The following is an 18,239-nucleotide window of genomic DNA, read 5'->3' on the forward strand; positions in this document are numbered from 1 at the left end:
CTCAATGAAGCTAGTAATTTTACTGAATGCCAAATACTTGGTATAAATAAAATTTACTTGAAAGTGTTAGCGCAACTGTAACAACGGGAAAACTGAGAGTGTAGTTTAATCGAGGTTCTTAACCTGAGCGAGATTACTGCATATAGGATTTAGATGGTAAATACTGGAGGTGAGGCAATATTTGACCAGTCAATATAATATCTGTAAAAAAATCACTAATAATGAGACTAACTGCACTGCTCCAATGTCGATGGCAGTTATTACCAGCCATTGAGATTGATGAATTATGAATAGTTCCATACCATGCAGTCTTGTAGCCACATCAGCGTATTTGGTTACAATGTTCTGTCTACTACTGACTCATAAACATTCTTATCTGAATTAGATTGTCCTTTATCCCACTGCCGTTACAGCAGGAAAGCGGTGCATGAAATCCCAAGTAAACAGTAAGCCTAAAATTTTGGTTGTTGATGATGAACCAGACAACCTTGACTTGCTCTACCGCACCTTCTATCGCGAGTACAAGGTGCTAAGGGCAACATCTGGCCCTGCGGCACTGGATCTGCTGGCACAAGAGGGAGAGGTTGCAGTCATCATCTCTGATCAGCGTATGCCGATTATGAGTGGGACGGAATTTTTAAGCCTCACGGCAACGCAATATCCAGATATTATTCGGATTATTTTAACTGGCTACACTGATGTCGAAGACTTAGTGGAAGCGATTAATGCTGGTAAAGTATTTAAATATGTTACAAAACCCTGGGAAGCAGAAGAACTCAAGGGTGTAGTTCGTCAAGCTTTAGATACTCACAACGTTCTCAAGGCGCGGACTCGTGAATTAACTCGCACTTTGCGCCAAGAATCGCTGCTGAATACCATTACAAATACAATTCGCAGTGCTTTAGACTATCGGCAAATCTTACAAGCGATCGTTGATACAGTTGGGCAGATGTTGGAGGTGGATGTTTGTCTATTGCGTCCCTTCCAAGATGAACAATTAGTAGATGAAGGATTTATTTATCAAAAAGCGGCTTCAGCAGAGGTTAATCAAGAAGACAGCACAGCACCCATCAATCATCCCACCCCCGCCTCCATACTAGCCCAGACGGTTTGGGAAACCCGCGAAGTACAGGTAATTAATGATGTCGAGGGAGATGAGCGGATTTATGGAAGTACACCTGAACTGCAAAATAGAGCAAAGGCTTTTGAGGAGGCCAGTATTTCCTCTAGCTTAGTTGTACCGCTTTTGTGGCAACAGCAATTAATGGCGGTGCTAGCATTGCACCAGTGTCACCAAGGGCGAATTTGGGAAGCAGATGAGGTGCAATTGGTGTTGATGGTGGCGGATCAAGCTGCTTTAGCTTTATCACAAGCTTATGCTTATGAACAAGTACGCGCCTTAGCCAAACGAGAAGCTTTAATTAATACAGTTACTACGGCAATTCGCTCTAGTCTCAACCCCCAAGATATTTTTGCTGCGATTACACAGCAACTAGGACAGGCTTTGCAAGTAGACGGCTGTGTTTTATCTTTGTGGGCAGAAGAAGATGAGTATGTGCAGTATGTGGGGTTGTACGATAGCTCCCGTCCTTTAGAGAATCATTCCCTGGCTGTCTCTGATAAAGATTATAGTGGCAATTATCAGTTAAATATCCCTGGATTGGCTCAATCGCAAGTACCGATTGGGGATAATCCGATTTTGCAAGCAATCATCAAGACACATGAGCCTGTGGTGATTGATGACTTGAATAATTATGGCTCAGAAATTCAAGGCTTTGATTTACCAGGAAAACAGCCAGCCCGATCGCTGATGGTAGTACCTTTAGTAGCCGATGATAAATGTATCGGTAGTATTACCTTAAGAGAAGGAAGCAAAGCGAGACGCTGGTTATCATCGGATATTGAGTTAGCCAAAACTGTAGCCGATCAAGCGGCGATCGCAGTACAGCAGTCACGCCTCTATCAGAAAACCCGTGAGCAAGCAGAACGCCTATTACAGTTAGATAAACAAAAAACCGAGTTTTTCCAGAATATTTCCCATGAATTCCGTACACCCATTACCTTAATTCAAGGGCCGTTAGAGTCAGCAGTCAGTACAGGCGAGGGGTTATCCTATGATCAAAGTGCGATCGCTTTACGGAACTCCCGACGGTTACTCAGATTAGTTAACCAGTTACTAGACTTACAACGCTTAGACGCTGGGAGGATGCAACCGAGTTTTCGTCCTAGCGACTTAGTGGAGTTTGTCAGTCAAATTGTGGAGTCATTTCGTCCCTACTGTGAGAAAAAATCCCTACAGCTAGCGACTGATTTTAGTGAATGTCCCACCGTTTATTTAGACATGGAAAAATTTGACAAGGTAGTTTACAACCTACTGTCAAATGCCATGAAATTTACTCCTGAAGGCGGGACAATCAAAGTTACCCTCAAAAATGTTGGCAGTCGTTGCTTATTACAGGTACAAGATACAGGCATTGGCATTGCTCAAGAGCAGATTCCCCATTTATTTGAGCGATTCCGTCAAGCTGAAGGTTCAGAAAATCGCTCTTATGAAGGTAGTGGACTGGGTTTAGCCTTAGTTAAAGAACTAGTAGAATTACACGGTGGTAAAGTTACGGTTGAGTCAGTATATGGTCAAGGTACCACCTTTAGCCTTTCGTTGGTGGCTGGGAATGCTCACTTACCCCAACAGCAAGTGTCAGAAACCCGTGTAGAAGTTAATACCAGTCGAGCTAGTGTAGAACTAGCCGATTTAGAACTGGTAGAACTCAACACAGATACAACGTCAGAATTAGATTTATCTATACCTGTAGAAGCGCAACCCAACCCAAGAGAAAACACACAAGGGACAGCAAGTGATCGCTCCCAATACTCTATTCTCGTAGTGGACGACAACGCGGATCTGCGAACCTACGTGTCTGATATCCTGCGGCGTAGTGGCTATCAAATTCAAACCGCGCGCAACGGTTATGAAGGCTTTGGTAAAGCTCAAGCAATTCATCCTAACTTAATTGTCACCGACTTAATGATGCCAATGGTGACAGGATTAGAAATGATTCGGATGATTCGCAGTGAGGAAACACTCAAAGGCACACCCATTATCTTACTGACAGCCAAAGTTGACGAAGAAACCCGCATCGAAGGGACAGAATATGGAGCTGATGCTTATTTAGCAAAACCATTCAATGATCGGGAACTTCTAGCGGAGGTTCGCAATCTTCTAGCCTTGAAAGAAAACGAGAGACGGGTTTTGGAGTTAAATACTTATTTGACAGAATCTGTACTCAAACGATTTTTACCGCCTACTTTGGTCTCTAAAGCGGCGGCGGGTGCTTTAAGCTTAGATTTACGCCCAGAACCACGCTTAATCACAGTCTTATTTAGTGACATTGTTGGGTTTACCCAGTTAGCCAACACCCTCAGATCCCGACGTGTGGCTGAATTGCTGAATGAATATTTAGAGGCTATGACCAAAGGGGTATTTGATAACGGTGGCACAGTAGATAAGTTTATGGGAGATGCAATTTTAGCTCTGTATGGTGCGCCAGAAGAACTGACACCCAATGAACAGGTGCGCCGAGCCGTAAATACAGCTAGAGCTATGCAAAAGTCACTAGTAAAATTAAACCAGAAATGGCAAAGTCAAGGCATATTTGACGCTGAACATGGACAAGGCGTGCAGTTTCGCTGCGGAATTCATCAGGGTACAGCCGTTGTAGGAATGTTTGGGAGTGCGGAAAGGGCAGACTACACTGCAATTGGGCCGAGTGTCAATATTGCAGCTAGATTGCAAGCTGCTGCTGTTCCAGGTACGATTTTGGTTTCGGCGGCGGTGGCTGATTATTTACAGGATGAAGAAATCACTAAAGGTAGTCCATTGAAGCTCAAAGGAGTTGATGAAACAGTTTTGACTTTTATTGTCACACCAGAAGTAGCAGTCAATCGTTAAAATATAAGAATTTGACTTGACTGTGAGCCAAAGCATGGAATTTCATTTAGTTCCCGATGCAACATGACTGGAAAAGTTGCAGATAAAACCCCCATAGCAGCTAAATTTGGGCGGCGACATGAAGATCCGCCTGGTTTGTGGATAGCTGTAGCTATAGGTTCATTGTCTTTGCATTTGCTAGTTTTTTGGCTGATGCGATCGCCGAGTGGATTTCGTCCTTGGTTTCCTCAAAAAAGCCAAGACATTGTTCCTGTAGAGTTGATAGAAGTTGCACCTCAGCCATCAACAAGCCAAACAACAGTAGCACCAAAAACCACAACTCAAGATGAGCAGACTGTCAATTTAGATAGCAGTGTTCAGCAAAATAACACTCAAAATGAGTCTCCATCTGAGACACAAATATTGGCTCAAGAAAAGTCTCCCCCAATAGAATCGACACCAACCCCAACACCAACACCAGAAGCGACGCAGCCAACCCCAACACCAACCCCAACACCAGAAACGACGCAGCCAACCCCACCACCAACTCCGCCTATAGTTCCATCAGGCGATCGCCCTTGGGAACGTCGTGAAGACATAGAATTAGGTAAAGGCACACCATTACCATCAGATACTCCTCCTGTTACGCCTGAACAGATTGCTAAATCACAAGCAGTAGAAGGTACAACACCACGCACTCAAGAGGAAGAACCAGTCAACAACTCCTCTCAGGAATCTCCATCCTCTCCCAATGAAGCAACGAACAGTAATGTTGGTGAGCAAAATTTCCCTGCTAATGGAGAATCTACCCCTGATTCTAATAATGTAGATACTCCGCCTACCCCCAATGGAGAAACCGCTAGTAATTCTAGTGAAAATAACTCATCATCTAACCCAGAAACTACTAATAACCCCACTGCGGAAAATTCACCCCCTGTTAACAGTGGTGGATTTATCGCTGGCGTACTTCCCATAGATGATAATGAAGCACGCCAACTTATACAGCAAGGTCTCATTAGAAACCGAGATATTCCCAGTGTTTTTGCTGTATACCAGGGAAACACTACAAAATCGCTAGACAATAACTCCAGCTATCTCCCAAGCAACTCCACACTACAACCTGCAAAGTTATTAGTCAGTTTAATCATTGATCAAAATGGTAGCTTTCAACAAGCGCGAGTTTTAGAGCTTCCTGGTGAATTGCAAAGTGAAAAGGGTATATACGAGCAAATCGTCAACGATTTATTTAAAAACGACAGTTGTGTCCCAGCTAAAAATCAAGACGGTACACCACTAGACCTAAGCAATTGTTATATATGGGTTGATATCAAGCCTCAAACCGCTAATTAAATACTTGAATTATTAATGCAGTCGTGTTAAACTAATATAGTTGAAATTTTGCGGGCGTAGTTTAGTGGTAAAACTATAGCCTTCCAAGCTATTAATGCGGGTTCGATTCCCGCCGCCCGCTTAAATAAAAAATGCCATAGCACCTTGATAGGTTTTCCACGATTTGATTTAACAGTATTCAGCGATCGCCTGGAAGCTGATTGAATGCGAAACGCCAGGAAGTTATCAGGCTGTTAAACGTGGGTTAGTTTTCGAGTATGACTCTGATCTCCCATATGCCATTCCCCTTAGAAATATACTCTTGCATAAATCTTTTTGCCTTACGGATACCGCTAGCGCGGAACCCGCAGGGTATGCGCAAAGACGCAAAGAAAGAAGCTAAAATGATGACTTTTGCAAGGGGTTGAATCAACAACTGACAGAATTAAGTTTTTCTTCCCTGCTAAATTTGAGAATATATTGAGCAGTAGATTGAGGTTGTTCTAAATGAGGAACATGACCACAATTATCAATCCAAATTAATTGACTATGAGGAATAGCACGTTTAAATCTTTTAGCATCTTCAGTACCTAGAATTTTGTCACTATCACCCCATAAAATTAAAGCTTGCTGCTGAATTTCCGCCAATCTTTTAAATCTAAAAGCACTATAACCACCACTTTTAGTAAAACCAATTAAAGCTTGTGACCAGTTGCTCATTGTTAGATGTAATGCAGCACAATAGAGAGCATCAACAGAAGCTAAACTCACATTTTTATAAGCAGCACGAGCCACGCGATCGCGCACTTTTAAACTTTGCAAAAATCCGGTAGCCCAAGCATCCAAAGGCGGAAACATCAATTTAGCCAAAGGCGAACCACCCCTTAAACCCGCACTATCAATTAATACCAATTTTTTCACAGCCTCTGGATAAGTCAGAGTAAAATCAATGGCGGCTGCACCTCCCATTGATGCACCCACTAAAATCATCGGTTCTTGAATTAAGGTTTTCCAAAAAAAATACAGATGGGTTTTAATTGCCAATGGACTAAACTGAATTCCTGCAAGTCTATCTGTAAAGCCAAATCCCAATAAATCCACCGCCCAAGTTTCATTTTCTTGTGCTAGCAATGGCAAAAGCCGCCGAAATTCTAAAACAGAACTATCAAAGCCATGAATTAATAAAATTGGTGTCCCACCACTTCCCTGACGTACATAGGAAGTAGTAATGGGTAAATTAATTAAAGGAGTTGCGATCGCCTGAGTTTGTATACTTTGAGCAAGAGCGATTGAGGTAGGTTCTGTGAGTTGTGTAACTGTGCTTGGTAAGAAGTTTGGAAACATGGTCACGTCGCTTCGCTCCGAATTCAAAATTCAAAATTCAAAATTCAAAATTAATCATCCCCATACATAAATTTAGGGGCTTGTATCCTATTATTTTTCAGTCAATAGTCAATATTCATTAGATTGTTGCTCAGTCCCCAATCCCCAATCCCCAATGCGTAAGTCATAGCAATTTTGGGGATATATAAAAGAGTAATTGAAAATCTATATTGTGAGAAAAATGATGCGATTTTTTGGGACTCGTTGGTGGTTGCGGTGGACTTTCATCACTTTGGCTGGTTTTTTCGTGGGTGGGGTTGTGGGTATGCTGGGGGGCTTTTTGGGGATTCCTATCATTGGCTATCCACTAGCCCTAGTAATTCCAGGATGTCAGGGACAAGGGGCGATTGGATGTTTCTTGATTGGTTCTGCTTTAGGTGCAGGCGTGGGATTAGGGGTGTCTGTTGGTACTGCCCAATGGTTTATCCTGCGTAGTATTGTACCGCGTTCTTGGTGGTGGATTTTGGTTTCGGCTCTGGGTTGGTGCGGAATTGCTTACACGTTGACTATAATGCTATACTCAGCAGTCCCCGCACCAGGTTCATCTGATTTTGGTCAGCCGATTTGGGCAATTATACCTTCAGCTTGGGGCGCGATCGCGCAAGTTACATTATCAGGCGCGCTGATGGGATTATTTCAATGGCTGATTTTGCGTGGCAGTCTGCAAAAATCATTTTGGTGGATACCAACCAATGCCATCATTATGCTAACAGCAGCCTTGGGTGTCTTAGGTTTAGGCTATAACATTGGTGGTTTACCTGGTATGGGTGCTTTCGTCGTCAGTTTTTCGCCAATCTATGCAATATTTAGTGGAATAATTTTTGCTTGGCTCAGACAACAAAACCGTCATCCAACCTCATCCGATATTTGAAGTTTGATTGCGGTAAATGAAAAATTATTCTGTTGTCAAAATCAGGACAAAGCCCCGTAAAATTAATATTACTTATCATTTATTAGGAGCTGATGCCATGCCAATGGCGGTTGGCGTAATCGAAACTTTGGGTTTTCCGGCTGTACTAGCCGCAGCCGATGCAATGGTGAAATCTGCCGCAGTGACTCTGGTGTATTATGGTCAAGCGGAAAGTGCGCGTTTGTTAGTGGCCGTGAGAGGACAAGTAGCAGAAGTAAAAACAGCAGTAGCAGCTGGGATTGAAGCCGGTGAACAAGCTTACGGTGGTGAAGTCATCACCCATTACATAGTTCCCAATCCTCCAGATAACGTGGAAGCGATATTACCCATCCACTTCACTCAAAAATCAGAACCGTTCCGCATCTTCTAAGCAATTTCGCTATCAAAATTTGTAACGAAACTGCGTAAAATTAACACTCATACCCTCTACCCCATACTTTTATTCATACAGGAGATTACTAATGTCATTACAAGCAGTTGGAGCGTTAGAAACTAAGGGTTTTCCTGCTGTATTAGCCGCAGCAGATGCAATGGTGAAAGCTGGCCGAGTTACCTTAGTAGGCTATATCCGTGTAGGTAGCGCACGCTTTACGGTTAATATTCGCGGTGATGTTTCCGAGGTGAAAACTGCGATGGCGGCTGGGGTAGAAGCAGCACAAAACGTTTATGGCGGTACTTTAGAATCTTGGGTGATTATTCCCCGTCCCCATGAAAACGTAGAAGCCGTATTACCAATTGGCTACACCGAAGCAGTACAACAATATCGGGACTCCGTAGAAAACCCCATTATTCGCTCATCCAACGGACGCTAGAAAAAGGCATTCCTGTAAAAGTTAAGAATACTGGCGTTTTCCAACCTATTCCCCTGATTCTAGTGAGTACCCTTATGGGTACTTTTAAGTTTTTAGCTCAAGTTCTCGATGACACCAATCCAGCTAGGAACTTGAGGAACTCACAAGTTGACTCAAAAGAAAGATTACAAATGTTCTCATTTTTCACCTTAAGTTCGTAAGCTGAAACTTAAAGGCGAAAAACACCGTCGTCTGGAGATAAATCCCACTATATCCAGTACAAAAGTGCTTAATGTCGTTTTTTCTCAACACCCTTGCAAGTGCGTCCTCTACTTTGAAAGTGTGATTCCTAAACAAAAGTATACAAAGCTTTAACTGAATTTCAGGGCAGTCAAATCCTTGAACCACGGTAATTTCCGGTATCAAGGCAAGAGAAATTAATATATTTTCGCGTAAATTCTTGCATAAAGTTAGCCAGTAAAGACGTAATAACAATGTAATCGCTGAGAAGTCTTCATGAAGATGACGGACTTACGGGCAACTAACTGCTAGCTAATCATTTGAGGACGACTAAAGGGGGTTGTGATGCAAACTTTAAAACAGGGTTTCGAGGAGCGCAATCTCGCTATGGTAACGGAAGCAGAAAAACTAGCGCAATTTTGGCGCAAACGGCTAGCTGCGGAGTGTCCAGAACAAAGTGTAGCTGCTAGGGAAAGTATTGTTCTCTGGCTTTTAGGTCGTGATTCACAACGGTTTGATCTGCTGAGTCCCAAGGAACTCGATATTGCTAAACAGGCGATGGAATATCGCTGGAAAATTCTCATTCAACGCTACTTAGGCTTAGGCAGAGAAAAAGCCTATCGCAACTTGATTACTCGCTTAGGCAGTTTAGTTACATTACGCAATAAAATTCAAACTTGGATTTCCTTGAGTCGCGATCGCCAACGCAGCGTTATGGATGTTTTGCAGGAGGTGCTGCAAGAACTGTTGCAAAGCGATAACTATATGCAGCAACAAATGGCTTACATCGCCGAAATCACCTTAGATAAACGTCTCAAAGATACCTTACTTTTTGCCACTACAGAAGAGTATTGTTTAAGACCAGTACGCAATCAACCGTTGTTAGTGTATCGGTTTGTCAACTATCTGCGGCGATCGCAACGCGGTGGTTTAACCCAAGTCCCAGGAAGCGACTTGGTAAGGTTAGTGTCTGACGAAATGCTCACTGATGATAGCGATAATCGTGTGAACTTGGTAGATAGTCAAGCGATCGCCGAATATCAAGAAGCGCAGCAACTAGAAGAACAACAAGCAGTACGTCAAACCGTCCAACAAGAATTTGCCAGTTACCTAGAAGAAAACCTGGGTAGCGAAGCTGTAGAGTGGCTCAAACTCTACCTCCAAGGCAAATCTCAAGATGAAATCGCTAAAAAAATTAACAAACCCATCAAAGAAATCTATCGTCTACGAGAAAAAATTAGCTATCACGCCATCCGTGTATTCGCCCTCAAAGGTAAACCCGAACTTGTCGATAACTGGTTATCCATTTCCTTACAAGAGCATAATTTAGGTTTAACCACCAACCAGTGGCAGCAACTATATGAAAAGTTAACGCCCATCGGTAGACAAGTATTAGATTTACGCAAAGCCGGTCACTCTACTGAAGCTGTAGCCGAACAGTTAAAGCTCAAACCTCATCAAGTCATGGGTGAATGGACAAAAGTATATCTAGCAGCCCAAGCCATCAGAACTCAAGAATAAGTGGGCGATCGTCATCAGTGGTAGTGAGGGAATGGGGAATAGGCAACAACCTCTGTCTGTTCTCCATAAACCAGAGCAAATACAATTGAATTCTCCCCGCTACTCCCTGCCCCCTGCCCCCCTGCCTCCTTTGCTCCCTGCCCCCTGCCCCGATGACATTTCAGAATTTAAGAAGTATATTTATTTACTGCCAACTAGCTAACAGCAACATAAAATATTAAAGTCACACCAAACAAATAAAACTATGTGGTCTTCAGAGGGTAAGCCAGCTGATACCGAAGCCAGTAAAGGTCAAATATTACACGCAGCTTCCAGTAAATGGGAGGAAGAATCAGAACGCGAGCCAATATTTAAACTAATCGATAACCTATTATCATTTGAAGCCTGCCTGTATCACCAAATTCTGCCCCTCAGACTAGAGGAAAATCAACTGTTACTGGGTATGGTTCATGCACAGGATGGTGGGGCTTTGGATTATGTCAGTCGCATTGTCTCTTATCTCAACTACACAATTACCACCCAAGAAATCGCCGCCGAGACTCACCGCAGCATTCTCTCTCTCTATCTCAGTTATAAAAATACATTTTCTTCAGATGAGCAACAGACAGAAGCACCGCAAACCAACACATACTTAGAAGAAAATATTGATCAACAAACTGAGGAAATTGGCTTTTCTACCCACGCCTCAGAACAGACACCCCCACCCAAAACCTATCAAAGAGCAAGCAAAAATACAGAAATTCTTACTCCTGACAACAAGCCACCTTTTAGTGATGTGACTGTTTTGCAGTTACACTCCCCCGAAGTATTTACCCCCACCGACGCATTGACAAATTTACCTCCTAAGCAATTACTAGAAGAGTTACTAGCACGAGTCTTGAGTGGAGGGATTGGCCGCCTTTATTTAGAAAGACAGCCATATCAAGGAAGAATTATCTGGAGTGATAACGGTGTTTTGCAATCCGTGTTAGAAAATATACCTTTATCTGGATTTCAAGGAGTATTAAATGAATTAAAGCGTTTCGTTGCCCTACCCGTGACGAGACACGCTGAACCTAGACAAGTAGAAAAGGAATGTTTGTATCAGCAAACGCGTGTATTATTACGCATTAGGGTAATGCCAGGCAGCTATGGAGAAGAAGCGACGTTACAAGTGTTGCGGGGAGCTGCATTAAAGTTCTATCAACAGCAACAGGTAATTCATCTCAGCCGTGATATCATCGGTATTTCTCAGCAACTTAGTCATAAATTACACGAACTCAACCAAAGACTGCTGTTAAATCCCGCACTTAATACTGAACAATCAGACGCTGTAAAAGCCCTGAACCGATTAGCAGAAAATTTAGATCAACAAATCAAAATACTGACAGCAAATAACCAGTTGCCAATATAAAGCCCATGACTTGCGTCAGTAAAACCTCTGATTTCGATTTTCCACATAATTGTTATGTTGTAATGGCAACCTAGACTCTCTCTAGTAGGAGTTGGGGTTAAAAATATCATAAAGTTGCTGTCTTATTTCATAGTCAGATTTTGGTTTGAAAATTTTAAAATAGCCATTTTATCCCAATCTACAATCCAGGTTCTGATGCCAGAATAAAACATAATAGCCCCTTGATTTCAGGCAATTTGTTCAACTGTAAATTAAGTTATTATTGATTTTGAATCGTGTATTTTTGATGATCAGAACTGGCAAAATAGCTAGATTTATTTTCCATTTCCAAATTTATTAGTTAGTAGATATTTCATGCAAACCGAGGTTTTTAGTGAAATTTTCCCTTTGTTGAGTACAGCTAGTCCACAAACTCTAGAGTGGCTACTCAACGTTGCTACTGAACACGAATACCCCGTGGGCAGAGCCGTATTAATGGAAGATGCTTGGGGTAATGCTGTTTACTTTATCGTTTCTGGATGGGTGAAAGTCAGACGCACTTGTGGCGATGATTCCGTAGCTTTAGCCATTTTAGGTAAAGGAGATTTTTTTGGGGAAATGGCGATTTTAGACGAATCTCCCCGCTCTACTGATGTGATAGCCCTTTCTCCAGTAAAATTACTGAGTATTTCCAGAGAAAGATTTATTCAAATTCTCTTTAAAGACCCCCAATTACATCACCGAATGCTGCAATTAATGGTGCGGAGATTGCGACAAAATAACCAACGTTTACAACTTAGGTCTTCACCACCTGCTGTGAAACTGGCACACACTTTAGTCAGTTTAGGAGAAAGCTATGGTCAAGAATTAGAAACTGGTAAGGAAATTTTAAATATACCTTTTAAAGATTTAGCTGAAGTTACAGAAATTGGTGTAGAAGAAACTACTAAAATTATGGAAAAACTGAATGAAAAAGGTTGGATTAAAATTGATCATGGCAATAATATTGTTCAGCTAATTAATTTTAAGCAATTGACCAACCTAGCCGGCAGGGTCTGAGGCGTTGCGATTTTTCAGACCTGATTCATCGAGTAAATCTTAATTCTTTATTAATTATTTAAGAATTTAAGGAAATAAAATTTAATATTTATTTCATAAATGACATTCTGAGGTAACAGTATTTTGCTGTAACGAAGTCAGACCCGTGGTACTTAGTCTAGATATAACCAGCATTGGTGAGCTTAATTCTAGTAATTTTAATCAAATTGGCTCTATTGTAGTAATTAGGATTACTACATAAATAAATGCTGACTATAAACTCCATAACTATTGACTATTGACCATTAACTATTAACTATTAACTATGGACTGACTTTTGACTCAGAACTTATCACTTTTAACTACAGATGACTGAAGCAACAGCACCTCGTATCGATATTGGCGTTCAGGAAACCGTGCCGACGATTCATTATCAGGTGGCAATGCCCCAACCAGAAACGCATCTATTTGAGGTTAGTTTACAAATTGTAAACCATCCATCATCAATTCTTGACTTAAAAATGCCGGTATGGACACCAGGATCATACTTGGTGCGGGAGTATGCCAAAAATTTACAAGACTTTACTGCTTTCGGCACAGATCAGCCTTTAGAGTGGCGCAAAGTCAGCAAAAATCACTGGCAAATCAATAAAGATGATGTATCAGATGTAACTATAAAATATAGAGTATTTGCCAATGAGTTATCGGTAAGAACTAATCATTTAGATTCTACTCACGGCTATTTTAACGGAGCAGCATTGTTTTTAAGGCTGGTGGGTTGTGATAATTTACCGATAATTGTGACTGTTGTACCTCCGTATCCGCACTGGCAAGTCACTACTGCCTTACCGAAAATGAAGGATCAGTATAATACTTTCTACGCCAGTGACTTTGATACTTTGGTGGATAGTCCGTTTGAGATTGGTGAACATCAGCTGTATAGTTTCGATGTCTTGGGTAAGCCTCATGAAATGGCAATTTGGGGACAGGGAAATTTTCAGGTACAGCCACTCATTAGTGACATTCAAAAAATTGTGCAGGTAGAAGCGCAAATGTTTGGTGGTCTACCCTATGACCGTTACCTGTTTTTAGTACATTTATTTGCTCAAGCTTATGGTGGTTTAGAGCATAAAAACTGTTGTTCGCTGATTTACCAAAGATTTGGCTTTCGTACCCAAGATAAATATGAACGCTTTATTCAACTGGTAGCGCACGAGTTCTTTCACCTATGGAACGTCAAACGCATTCGTCCTAAAGCGTTGGAAGTGTTTAATTACGACCAAGAAAGCTATACTCCTTCTTTGTGGTTTTGTGAGGGGACTACGAGTTATTATGACCTGATTATTCCTTTAAGGGCAGGAATTTATGAGGTCAAGACCTATCTCAACTACTGGAGTAAGGAAATTAGTAGATTTTTGACGACTCCAGGACGGAAAGTCCAATCATTGGCTGAGTCGAGTTTTGATGCGTGGATTAAACTATATCGTCCCGATGCGAATAGTGGCAATTCTCAAGTCTCCTATTATCTGAAAGGAGAAATGGTGTCTTTGTTACTAGATTTGCTGATTAGATGGCGACATCGCAACCGGCGTTCTCTGGATGATGTGATGCGTCAAATGTGGCATGAATTTGGTCAGCCAGAAATTGGCTATACTCCACAACAGTTGCAAGCAGTAATTGAATCAATAGCAGAAGTTAACTTGACTGACTTTTTCGCACGCTATATTGATGGCACAGATGAATTACCGTTTGATGAGTATTTAGAACCGTTTGGCTTACGTTTAGTAGCGGAGAAGGAAGAAGAACCCTATCTAGGAATGAAGGTAAATACTGAGAATGGTAGGGAGATGATTAAGTTTGTAGAAACTGCTTCTCCGGCGCAACTAGCAGGGATTGACGCAGGTGATGAGTTACTAGCGATCGCAGGTATTAAGGTGACAGCTCATCAACTGAGCGATCGCCTCAAGGACTATCAAGCTAATGATATCATCCAAGTCACAATTTTCCATCAAGATGAACTGCGGACTGTACCTGTGACTCTTGGTCAACCACGACCAGTAAAGTATCAGGTAGTGCCGGTAAAGAATCCCACCGCCACACAGCAAGAGAATTTTGCTGGTTGGTTGGGTACACCACTATCTGCTATTTGCTAATCATGATTCTTCGGTCAGTCTCTCATACCAATTTTGGATTTTGGATTTTGGATTACCAGCCTAGATTCTTAGACTGTTCCAGAATCTCGAAACCATATTACCTATCCCAATTTGGTATTAGTCAAGGGAGACTGGCTTTGCAGGTTTTCAAGCAAAAAATAATATAACCGCTTTGCCAAGGGAAACAGAAAAAAAGAAATTTTAATTTATACGAGTAATAACATACTCACGGGTTCGAGAATGAAGCGGGTTGGTAAAGATTTTTTTGGTGACACCAAATTCCACCAATTCGCCGACTCGATTCTCATTCAAGTGAAAAAAGGCGGTAAAGTCAGATACGCGGGTCACTTGTGATAAATTGTGGCTCACGATGACTATGGTGATATCAGAACGCGAACGCAAGCTTTGAATTAAACTCTCAACTTTCATACTAGCGATCGGATCAAGACCAAAACAAGGTTCGTCCATTAAGATTACCTTTGGCTTGACAGCTAACGCGCGTGCAATACACAGCCTTTGCTGTTGACCTCCAGATAAGTCTAAAGCCGACTTATGGAGTTTATTTTTCAACTCATCCCACAAATCAGCATCTTTGAGTGCTGATTCGACAATCCCATCAATTTCTACCTTCGGTCGCCATCCGATAATTTTCACACCATAAGCGACATTATCATAAACACTCATAGGGAAAAGATTCGGCTTAGAAAGCACTATACTAACTTGACGGCGTAAGCGATTTAAATTGATTCGCCGTTCATAAATGTTTTGATTAAAAAATTCCACTCTACCTTCTACCCTAATCTCTGTATCTAATTCATTCATGCGGTTTAGAGACTTGAGAAAAGTAGATTTACCACAACCACTAGGGCCAATAATCGCAGTTACTTTACTTTGGTAAATATCCAGAGATACACCTTCTAGGATTTTTTGGGTGTCGTAATAAAAACTGAAATTTTTAACTCTGATGGCGGGAACTAGCTTATTCATGCTGCTCAACTGGTGTGATAATTAAGTAATTCAATACAGCAAACACAGTACAGGTGATGCTGTTTGATGCCTTGTCTAGCCAAGATGGATTTTTCATCGCTTTGGAACACAGGGATAAAATCAGTTTTCAGTATAATCATTATTCTTTCACCTCAAAAGTTTATTACTAATTCATGATGTTAAAATCAAGCAAATAACAAATTATTTCTATAGATGTAAGAAGCGTACTGAAGTTTTTGCAAAAATCAAATTATTAATTCTATATATCAATACAGTTTAGTTAAGGAACGAAACCCAAAGCACTAAACACCTTGTCGGGTTGAGCAACAGGGAAACCCCAACCTAAATTTACTGTTAACTCAACCGTATTTTCCTATAGATTAAAGTAGATTGACTATCTAGATGATTTGCAAGCGAAAGCCTTGATATATCACATTAGGTATACAGAAGTTTCAATATTAATATTACAAAATATATCAGTAAGATAGGAACATATAAATTAAAAACATTACTAAACTCTCTTACAACTAGACGCAAAAGTTTATCAAAGCTTTTTAATTTTATGTTGATAGATTTTTTATCTTAAGAATGTTTTGAGAAAATTCAGTTAATAGAGCAGTTATAAAAAAGATCCCCGACTTATCAAGAGTCAGGGATTGGGGATTGGAAGGTAGACAAAGTGGAATTTTTATTTCTCTCTCATCACTGACTAAATGCTGCGCCACCGATAACAGCACTCATTACTCATTACTCATTACTCATTACTCATTACTCACCACTCAGACAGGACTTAACCAAAACGTCCTGAAACGTAATCACGGGTGCGAGGATCGAGGGGATTGCTAAAAATTTGAGTTGTAGTACCGAACTCTACCATTTGACCAATACGACTTTCATCGGTACTGAAAAAGGCTGTAAAATCAGAAACGCGAGTTGCTTGTTGCATATTGTGGGTGACAATAGCGATGGTCAGTTCAGAACGCAAGCTATGAATGAGTTCTTCAACTTTCATAGTTGCGATGGGGTCGAGTGCTGAACAGGGTTCATCCATTAACAATACTTTTGGTTTGATAGCTAAAGCACGAGCAATACATAATCGCTGCTGTTGACCTCCAGAAAGACCAAGTGCTGATTGCTTGAGTTTATCTTTAACTTCACTCCAAAGTGCTGCGCCTTTGAGTGCAGATTCTACGATATCATCCAATTCTGCTTGTGGTAGTCCGCCTGATATTCTCACACCATAGGCAACATTTTCATAGATGCTCATAGGAAAAGGATTTGGTCTTTGAAAGACCATACCAATTTGACGGCGGAGTCTATTGATATTGATGCGGGGGTCATAAATATTTTGACCGAAAAATTCTACTTTTCCTTCTACTTTTACGGGGCCTTCTAATTCACTAATACGATTGAGGGTTTTGATAAATGTAGATTTACCACAACCGCTAGGGCCGATAATTGCAGTGACATGGTTTTGGTAAATATCCATAGACACCCCTTCAATAGCCTTGGAGGTAGTGTTGTAATAAAAGCTGAGACTTTTAACTCTAATAGCTGGATTTAACTGATTCATGATGCTAGGGATGTCTGACAGTTTTAATTCACTTTTTCTTACTAGTAACTAACCGAGAAATGAGGCTAACACACAAAACTAAGCCGAGTAAAATGATAGAAGTTGTCCAAACTAATTGACTGCGTTCTGGGTCGGGGTCGTTGTAGAGATTAAAGATTAATACGGGTAGGGAAGCGGTAGGAGTGAGTAATCCCGCAGACCAATCAAGACTAAATAAAGCAGTAAAAATAAGCGGTGCGGTTTCGCCTGCTGCACGAGCTACAGCCAATAAAACACCTGTGGTAATTGTGGGGATAGCGGCTGTAACGACGACACGAAAAGTAGTTTGAAAGCGTGTCCCACCTAAAGCAGCTGAGGCCAGACGCTGTTCTATGGGGATGAGTTTTAACGCTTCTTCAGTAGTGAGGACAATGATGGGTAACATGATAGTTGCTAAAGCAAAACCACCTGCGATCGCACTAAAACTTTTGGTTGATAAAACTATCACACCATAAGCAAATATACCCACAACAATAGAAGGAACGCCAGTGAGAATACTTGTAATAAATCGGACGAAACGAGTGATGGAATTGGTTTGAGCAAATTCTGCTAAAAATATCCCTGTAAATAGTCCGATGGGGATACTTAATAAAGAAGCGATCGCTACAACTGTGATTGTGCCTAAAATGGCATTACCAAAACCATTATCAATCACTGATTTAACAAACATTTCTGTTTTGATTCCGCCTATACCTCGCTTGATAATTTCCCACAAAATTGAAAACAGAGGAATTAATGCTAAAGCTGCTAAGGCAAAGGCAATAAAATTCATGAAGTGAGTAAATAATAGTCTGCTGGATGGCAGAGGACTATATAATTCTGCTGCTAAAATTTTATCTATTTCTGGTTGTCGGTAATTTTCCATATTGTTCATCAGTGCAATAATTGTTGATTGACCCTCCGAATTTTAGATTTTAAATTTGGGATTTTGGATTGTTTGTGGTACCAGTCCCACCGTAGGTTGAACAAATCTAA

General features: G+C 41.1%; 13 protein-coding genes and 1 tRNA gene. 10 read left to right on the forward strand and 4 right to left on the reverse strand.

Going from position 1 to position 18,239, the window contains the following annotated elements:
- The first annotated feature begins 427 nt into the window (after nt 1-427).
- The 3 genes from CLI64_RS10850 to CLI64_RS10865 all read left to right on the forward strand — a co-directional run bounded on the left by CLI64_RS10850 (nt 428) and on the right by CLI64_RS10865 (nt 5,399).
- Complete coding sequence (locus CLI64_RS10850) at nt 428-3,949, forward strand: response regulator (protein ID WP_103137235.1); 3,522 nt, start codon at nt 428-430, stop codon at nt 3,947-3,949.
- A gap of 63 nt (nt 3,950-4,012) precedes the next feature.
- Nucleotides 4,013-5,278, forward strand: a complete 1,266-nt coding sequence (locus CLI64_RS30735) for a hypothetical protein (RefSeq protein WP_157943232.1) — start codon at nt 4,013-4,015, stop codon at nt 5,276-5,278.
- Between the two features lie 50 nt (nt 5,279-5,328).
- Nucleotides 5,329-5,399, forward strand: a tRNA-Gly gene (locus CLI64_RS10865).
- Between the two features lie 287 nt (nt 5,400-5,686).
- Here the strand turns inward: CLI64_RS10865 and CLI64_RS10870 are convergent.
- Nucleotides 5,687-6,601, reverse strand: a complete 915-nt coding sequence (locus tag CLI64_RS10870; protein WP_103137238.1) for an alpha/beta fold hydrolase — start codon at nt 6,599-6,601, stop codon at nt 5,687-5,689.
- A gap of 220 nt (nt 6,602-6,821) precedes the next feature.
- Here CLI64_RS10870 and CLI64_RS10875 point away from each other — a divergent pair, with 220 nt between their 5' ends.
- The 7 genes from CLI64_RS10875 to CLI64_RS10905 all read left to right on the forward strand — a co-directional run bounded on the left by CLI64_RS10875 (nt 6,822) and on the right by CLI64_RS10905 (nt 14,665).
- Nucleotides 6,822-7,511, forward strand: coding sequence for a hypothetical protein (locus tag CLI64_RS10875; protein ID WP_103137239.1), 690 nt, complete (start codon nt 6,822-6,824; stop codon nt 7,509-7,511).
- Between the two features lie 97 nt (nt 7,512-7,608).
- Nucleotides 7,609-7,920 (forward strand): carbon dioxide-concentrating mechanism protein CcmK, encoded by a 312-nt coding sequence (locus tag CLI64_RS10880; RefSeq protein WP_103140676.1) that lies wholly within the window; start codon nt 7,609-7,611, stop codon nt 7,918-7,920.
- A 91-nt stretch (nt 7,921-8,011) separates the two neighbouring features.
- Nucleotides 8,012-8,362, forward strand: a complete 351-nt coding sequence (locus CLI64_RS10885) for a carbon dioxide-concentrating mechanism protein CcmK (protein ID WP_103137240.1) — start codon at nt 8,012-8,014, stop codon at nt 8,360-8,362.
- Nucleotides 8,363-8,926: 564 nt separating this feature from the next.
- Nucleotides 8,927-10,102 carry a HetZ-related protein 2 gene (locus CLI64_RS10890; RefSeq protein WP_103137241.1) on the forward strand — a complete coding sequence of 392 codons (1,176 nt, stop codon included), beginning with the start codon at nt 8,927-8,929 and terminating at the stop codon, nt 10,100-10,102.
- Nucleotides 10,103-10,346: 244 nt separating this feature from the next.
- Nucleotides 10,347-11,495 (forward strand): pilus assembly protein PilB, encoded by a 1,149-nt coding sequence (locus CLI64_RS10895; protein WP_103137242.1) that lies wholly within the window; start codon nt 10,347-10,349, stop codon nt 11,493-11,495.
- Nucleotides 11,496-11,849: 354 nt separating this feature from the next.
- Nucleotides 11,850-12,533, forward strand: coding sequence for a Crp/Fnr family transcriptional regulator (locus CLI64_RS10900; protein WP_103137243.1), 684 nt, complete (start codon nt 11,850-11,852; stop codon nt 12,531-12,533).
- 347 nt (nt 12,534-12,880) lie between these two features.
- Nucleotides 12,881-14,665: a M61 family metallopeptidase gene (locus tag CLI64_RS10905; RefSeq protein ID WP_103137244.1), complete on the forward strand. Its 1,785-nt coding sequence runs from the start codon at nt 12,881-12,883 to the stop codon at nt 14,663-14,665.
- A 201-nt stretch (nt 14,666-14,866) separates the two neighbouring features.
- On the opposite strand, the gene CLI64_RS10910 is transcribed toward CLI64_RS10905, so the two are convergent.
- The 3 genes from CLI64_RS10910 to pstA all read right to left on the reverse strand — a co-directional run bounded on the left by CLI64_RS10910 (nt 14,867) and on the right by pstA (nt 18,129).
- On the reverse strand, nt 14,867-15,652 hold the full coding sequence (locus CLI64_RS10910; protein WP_103137245.1) for a phosphate ABC transporter ATP-binding protein: 786 nt from the start codon (nt 15,650-15,652) through the stop codon (nt 14,867-14,869).
- 790 nt (nt 15,653-16,442) lie between these two features.
- Nucleotides 16,443-17,225: a phosphate ABC transporter ATP-binding protein PstB gene (gene pstB, locus CLI64_RS10915; RefSeq protein ID WP_103137246.1), complete on the reverse strand. Its 783-nt coding sequence runs from the start codon at nt 17,223-17,225 to the stop codon at nt 16,443-16,445.
- Between the two features lie 28 nt (nt 17,226-17,253).
- The gene (pstA, locus tag CLI64_RS10920; protein WP_103137247.1) at nt 17,254-18,129 is read right to left on the reverse strand and encodes a phosphate ABC transporter permease PstA; all 876 of its coding nucleotides are present in this window, start codon (nt 18,127-18,129) and stop codon (nt 17,254-17,256) included.
- Between the last annotated feature and the right edge of the window lie 110 nt (nt 18,130-18,239).

Source organism: Nostoc sp. CENA543, from assembly GCF_002896875.1.
GTDB lineage: Bacteria > Cyanobacteriota > Cyanobacteriia > Cyanobacteriales > Nostocaceae > Trichormus.

Bases quoted from the DNA above. Each gene is read 5' to 3' on its own strand.
- CLI64_RS10850 (WP_103137235.1), top strand. From the start codon at position 428: ATGAAATCCCAAGTAAACAGTAAGCCTAAAATTTTGGTTGTTGATGAT.
- CLI64_RS30735 (WP_157943232.1), top strand. From the start codon at position 4,013: ATGACTGGAAAAGTTGCAGATAAAACCCCCATAGCAGCTAAATTTGGG.
- CLI64_RS10870 (WP_103137238.1), bottom strand. From the start codon at position 6,601: ATGTTTCCAAACTTCTTACCAAGCACAGTTACACAACTCACAGAACCT.
- CLI64_RS10875 (WP_103137239.1), top strand. From the start codon at position 6,822: ATGATGCGATTTTTTGGGACTCGTTGGTGGTTGCGGTGGACTTTCATC.
- CLI64_RS10880 (WP_103140676.1), top strand. From the start codon at position 7,609: ATGCCAATGGCGGTTGGCGTAATCGAAACTTTGGGTTTTCCGGCTGTA.
- CLI64_RS10885 (WP_103137240.1), top strand. From the start codon at position 8,012: ATGTCATTACAAGCAGTTGGAGCGTTAGAAACTAAGGGTTTTCCTGCT.
- CLI64_RS10890 (WP_103137241.1), top strand. From the start codon at position 8,927: ATGCAAACTTTAAAACAGGGTTTCGAGGAGCGCAATCTCGCTATGGTA.
- CLI64_RS10895 (WP_103137242.1), top strand. From the start codon at position 10,347: ATGTGGTCTTCAGAGGGTAAGCCAGCTGATACCGAAGCCAGTAAAGGT.
- CLI64_RS10900 (WP_103137243.1), top strand. From the start codon at position 11,850: ATGCAAACCGAGGTTTTTAGTGAAATTTTCCCTTTGTTGAGTACAGCT.
- CLI64_RS10905 (WP_103137244.1), top strand. From the start codon at position 12,881: ATGACTGAAGCAACAGCACCTCGTATCGATATTGGCGTTCAGGAAACC.
- CLI64_RS10910 (WP_103137245.1), bottom strand. From the start codon at position 15,652: ATGAATAAGCTAGTTCCCGCCATCAGAGTTAAAAATTTCAGTTTTTAT.
- pstB (WP_103137246.1), bottom strand. From the start codon at position 17,225: ATGAATCAGTTAAATCCAGCTATTAGAGTTAAAAGTCTCAGCTTTTAT.
- pstA (WP_103137247.1), bottom strand. From the start codon at position 18,129: ATGGAAAATTACCGACAACCAGAAATAGATAAAATTTTAGCAGCAGAA.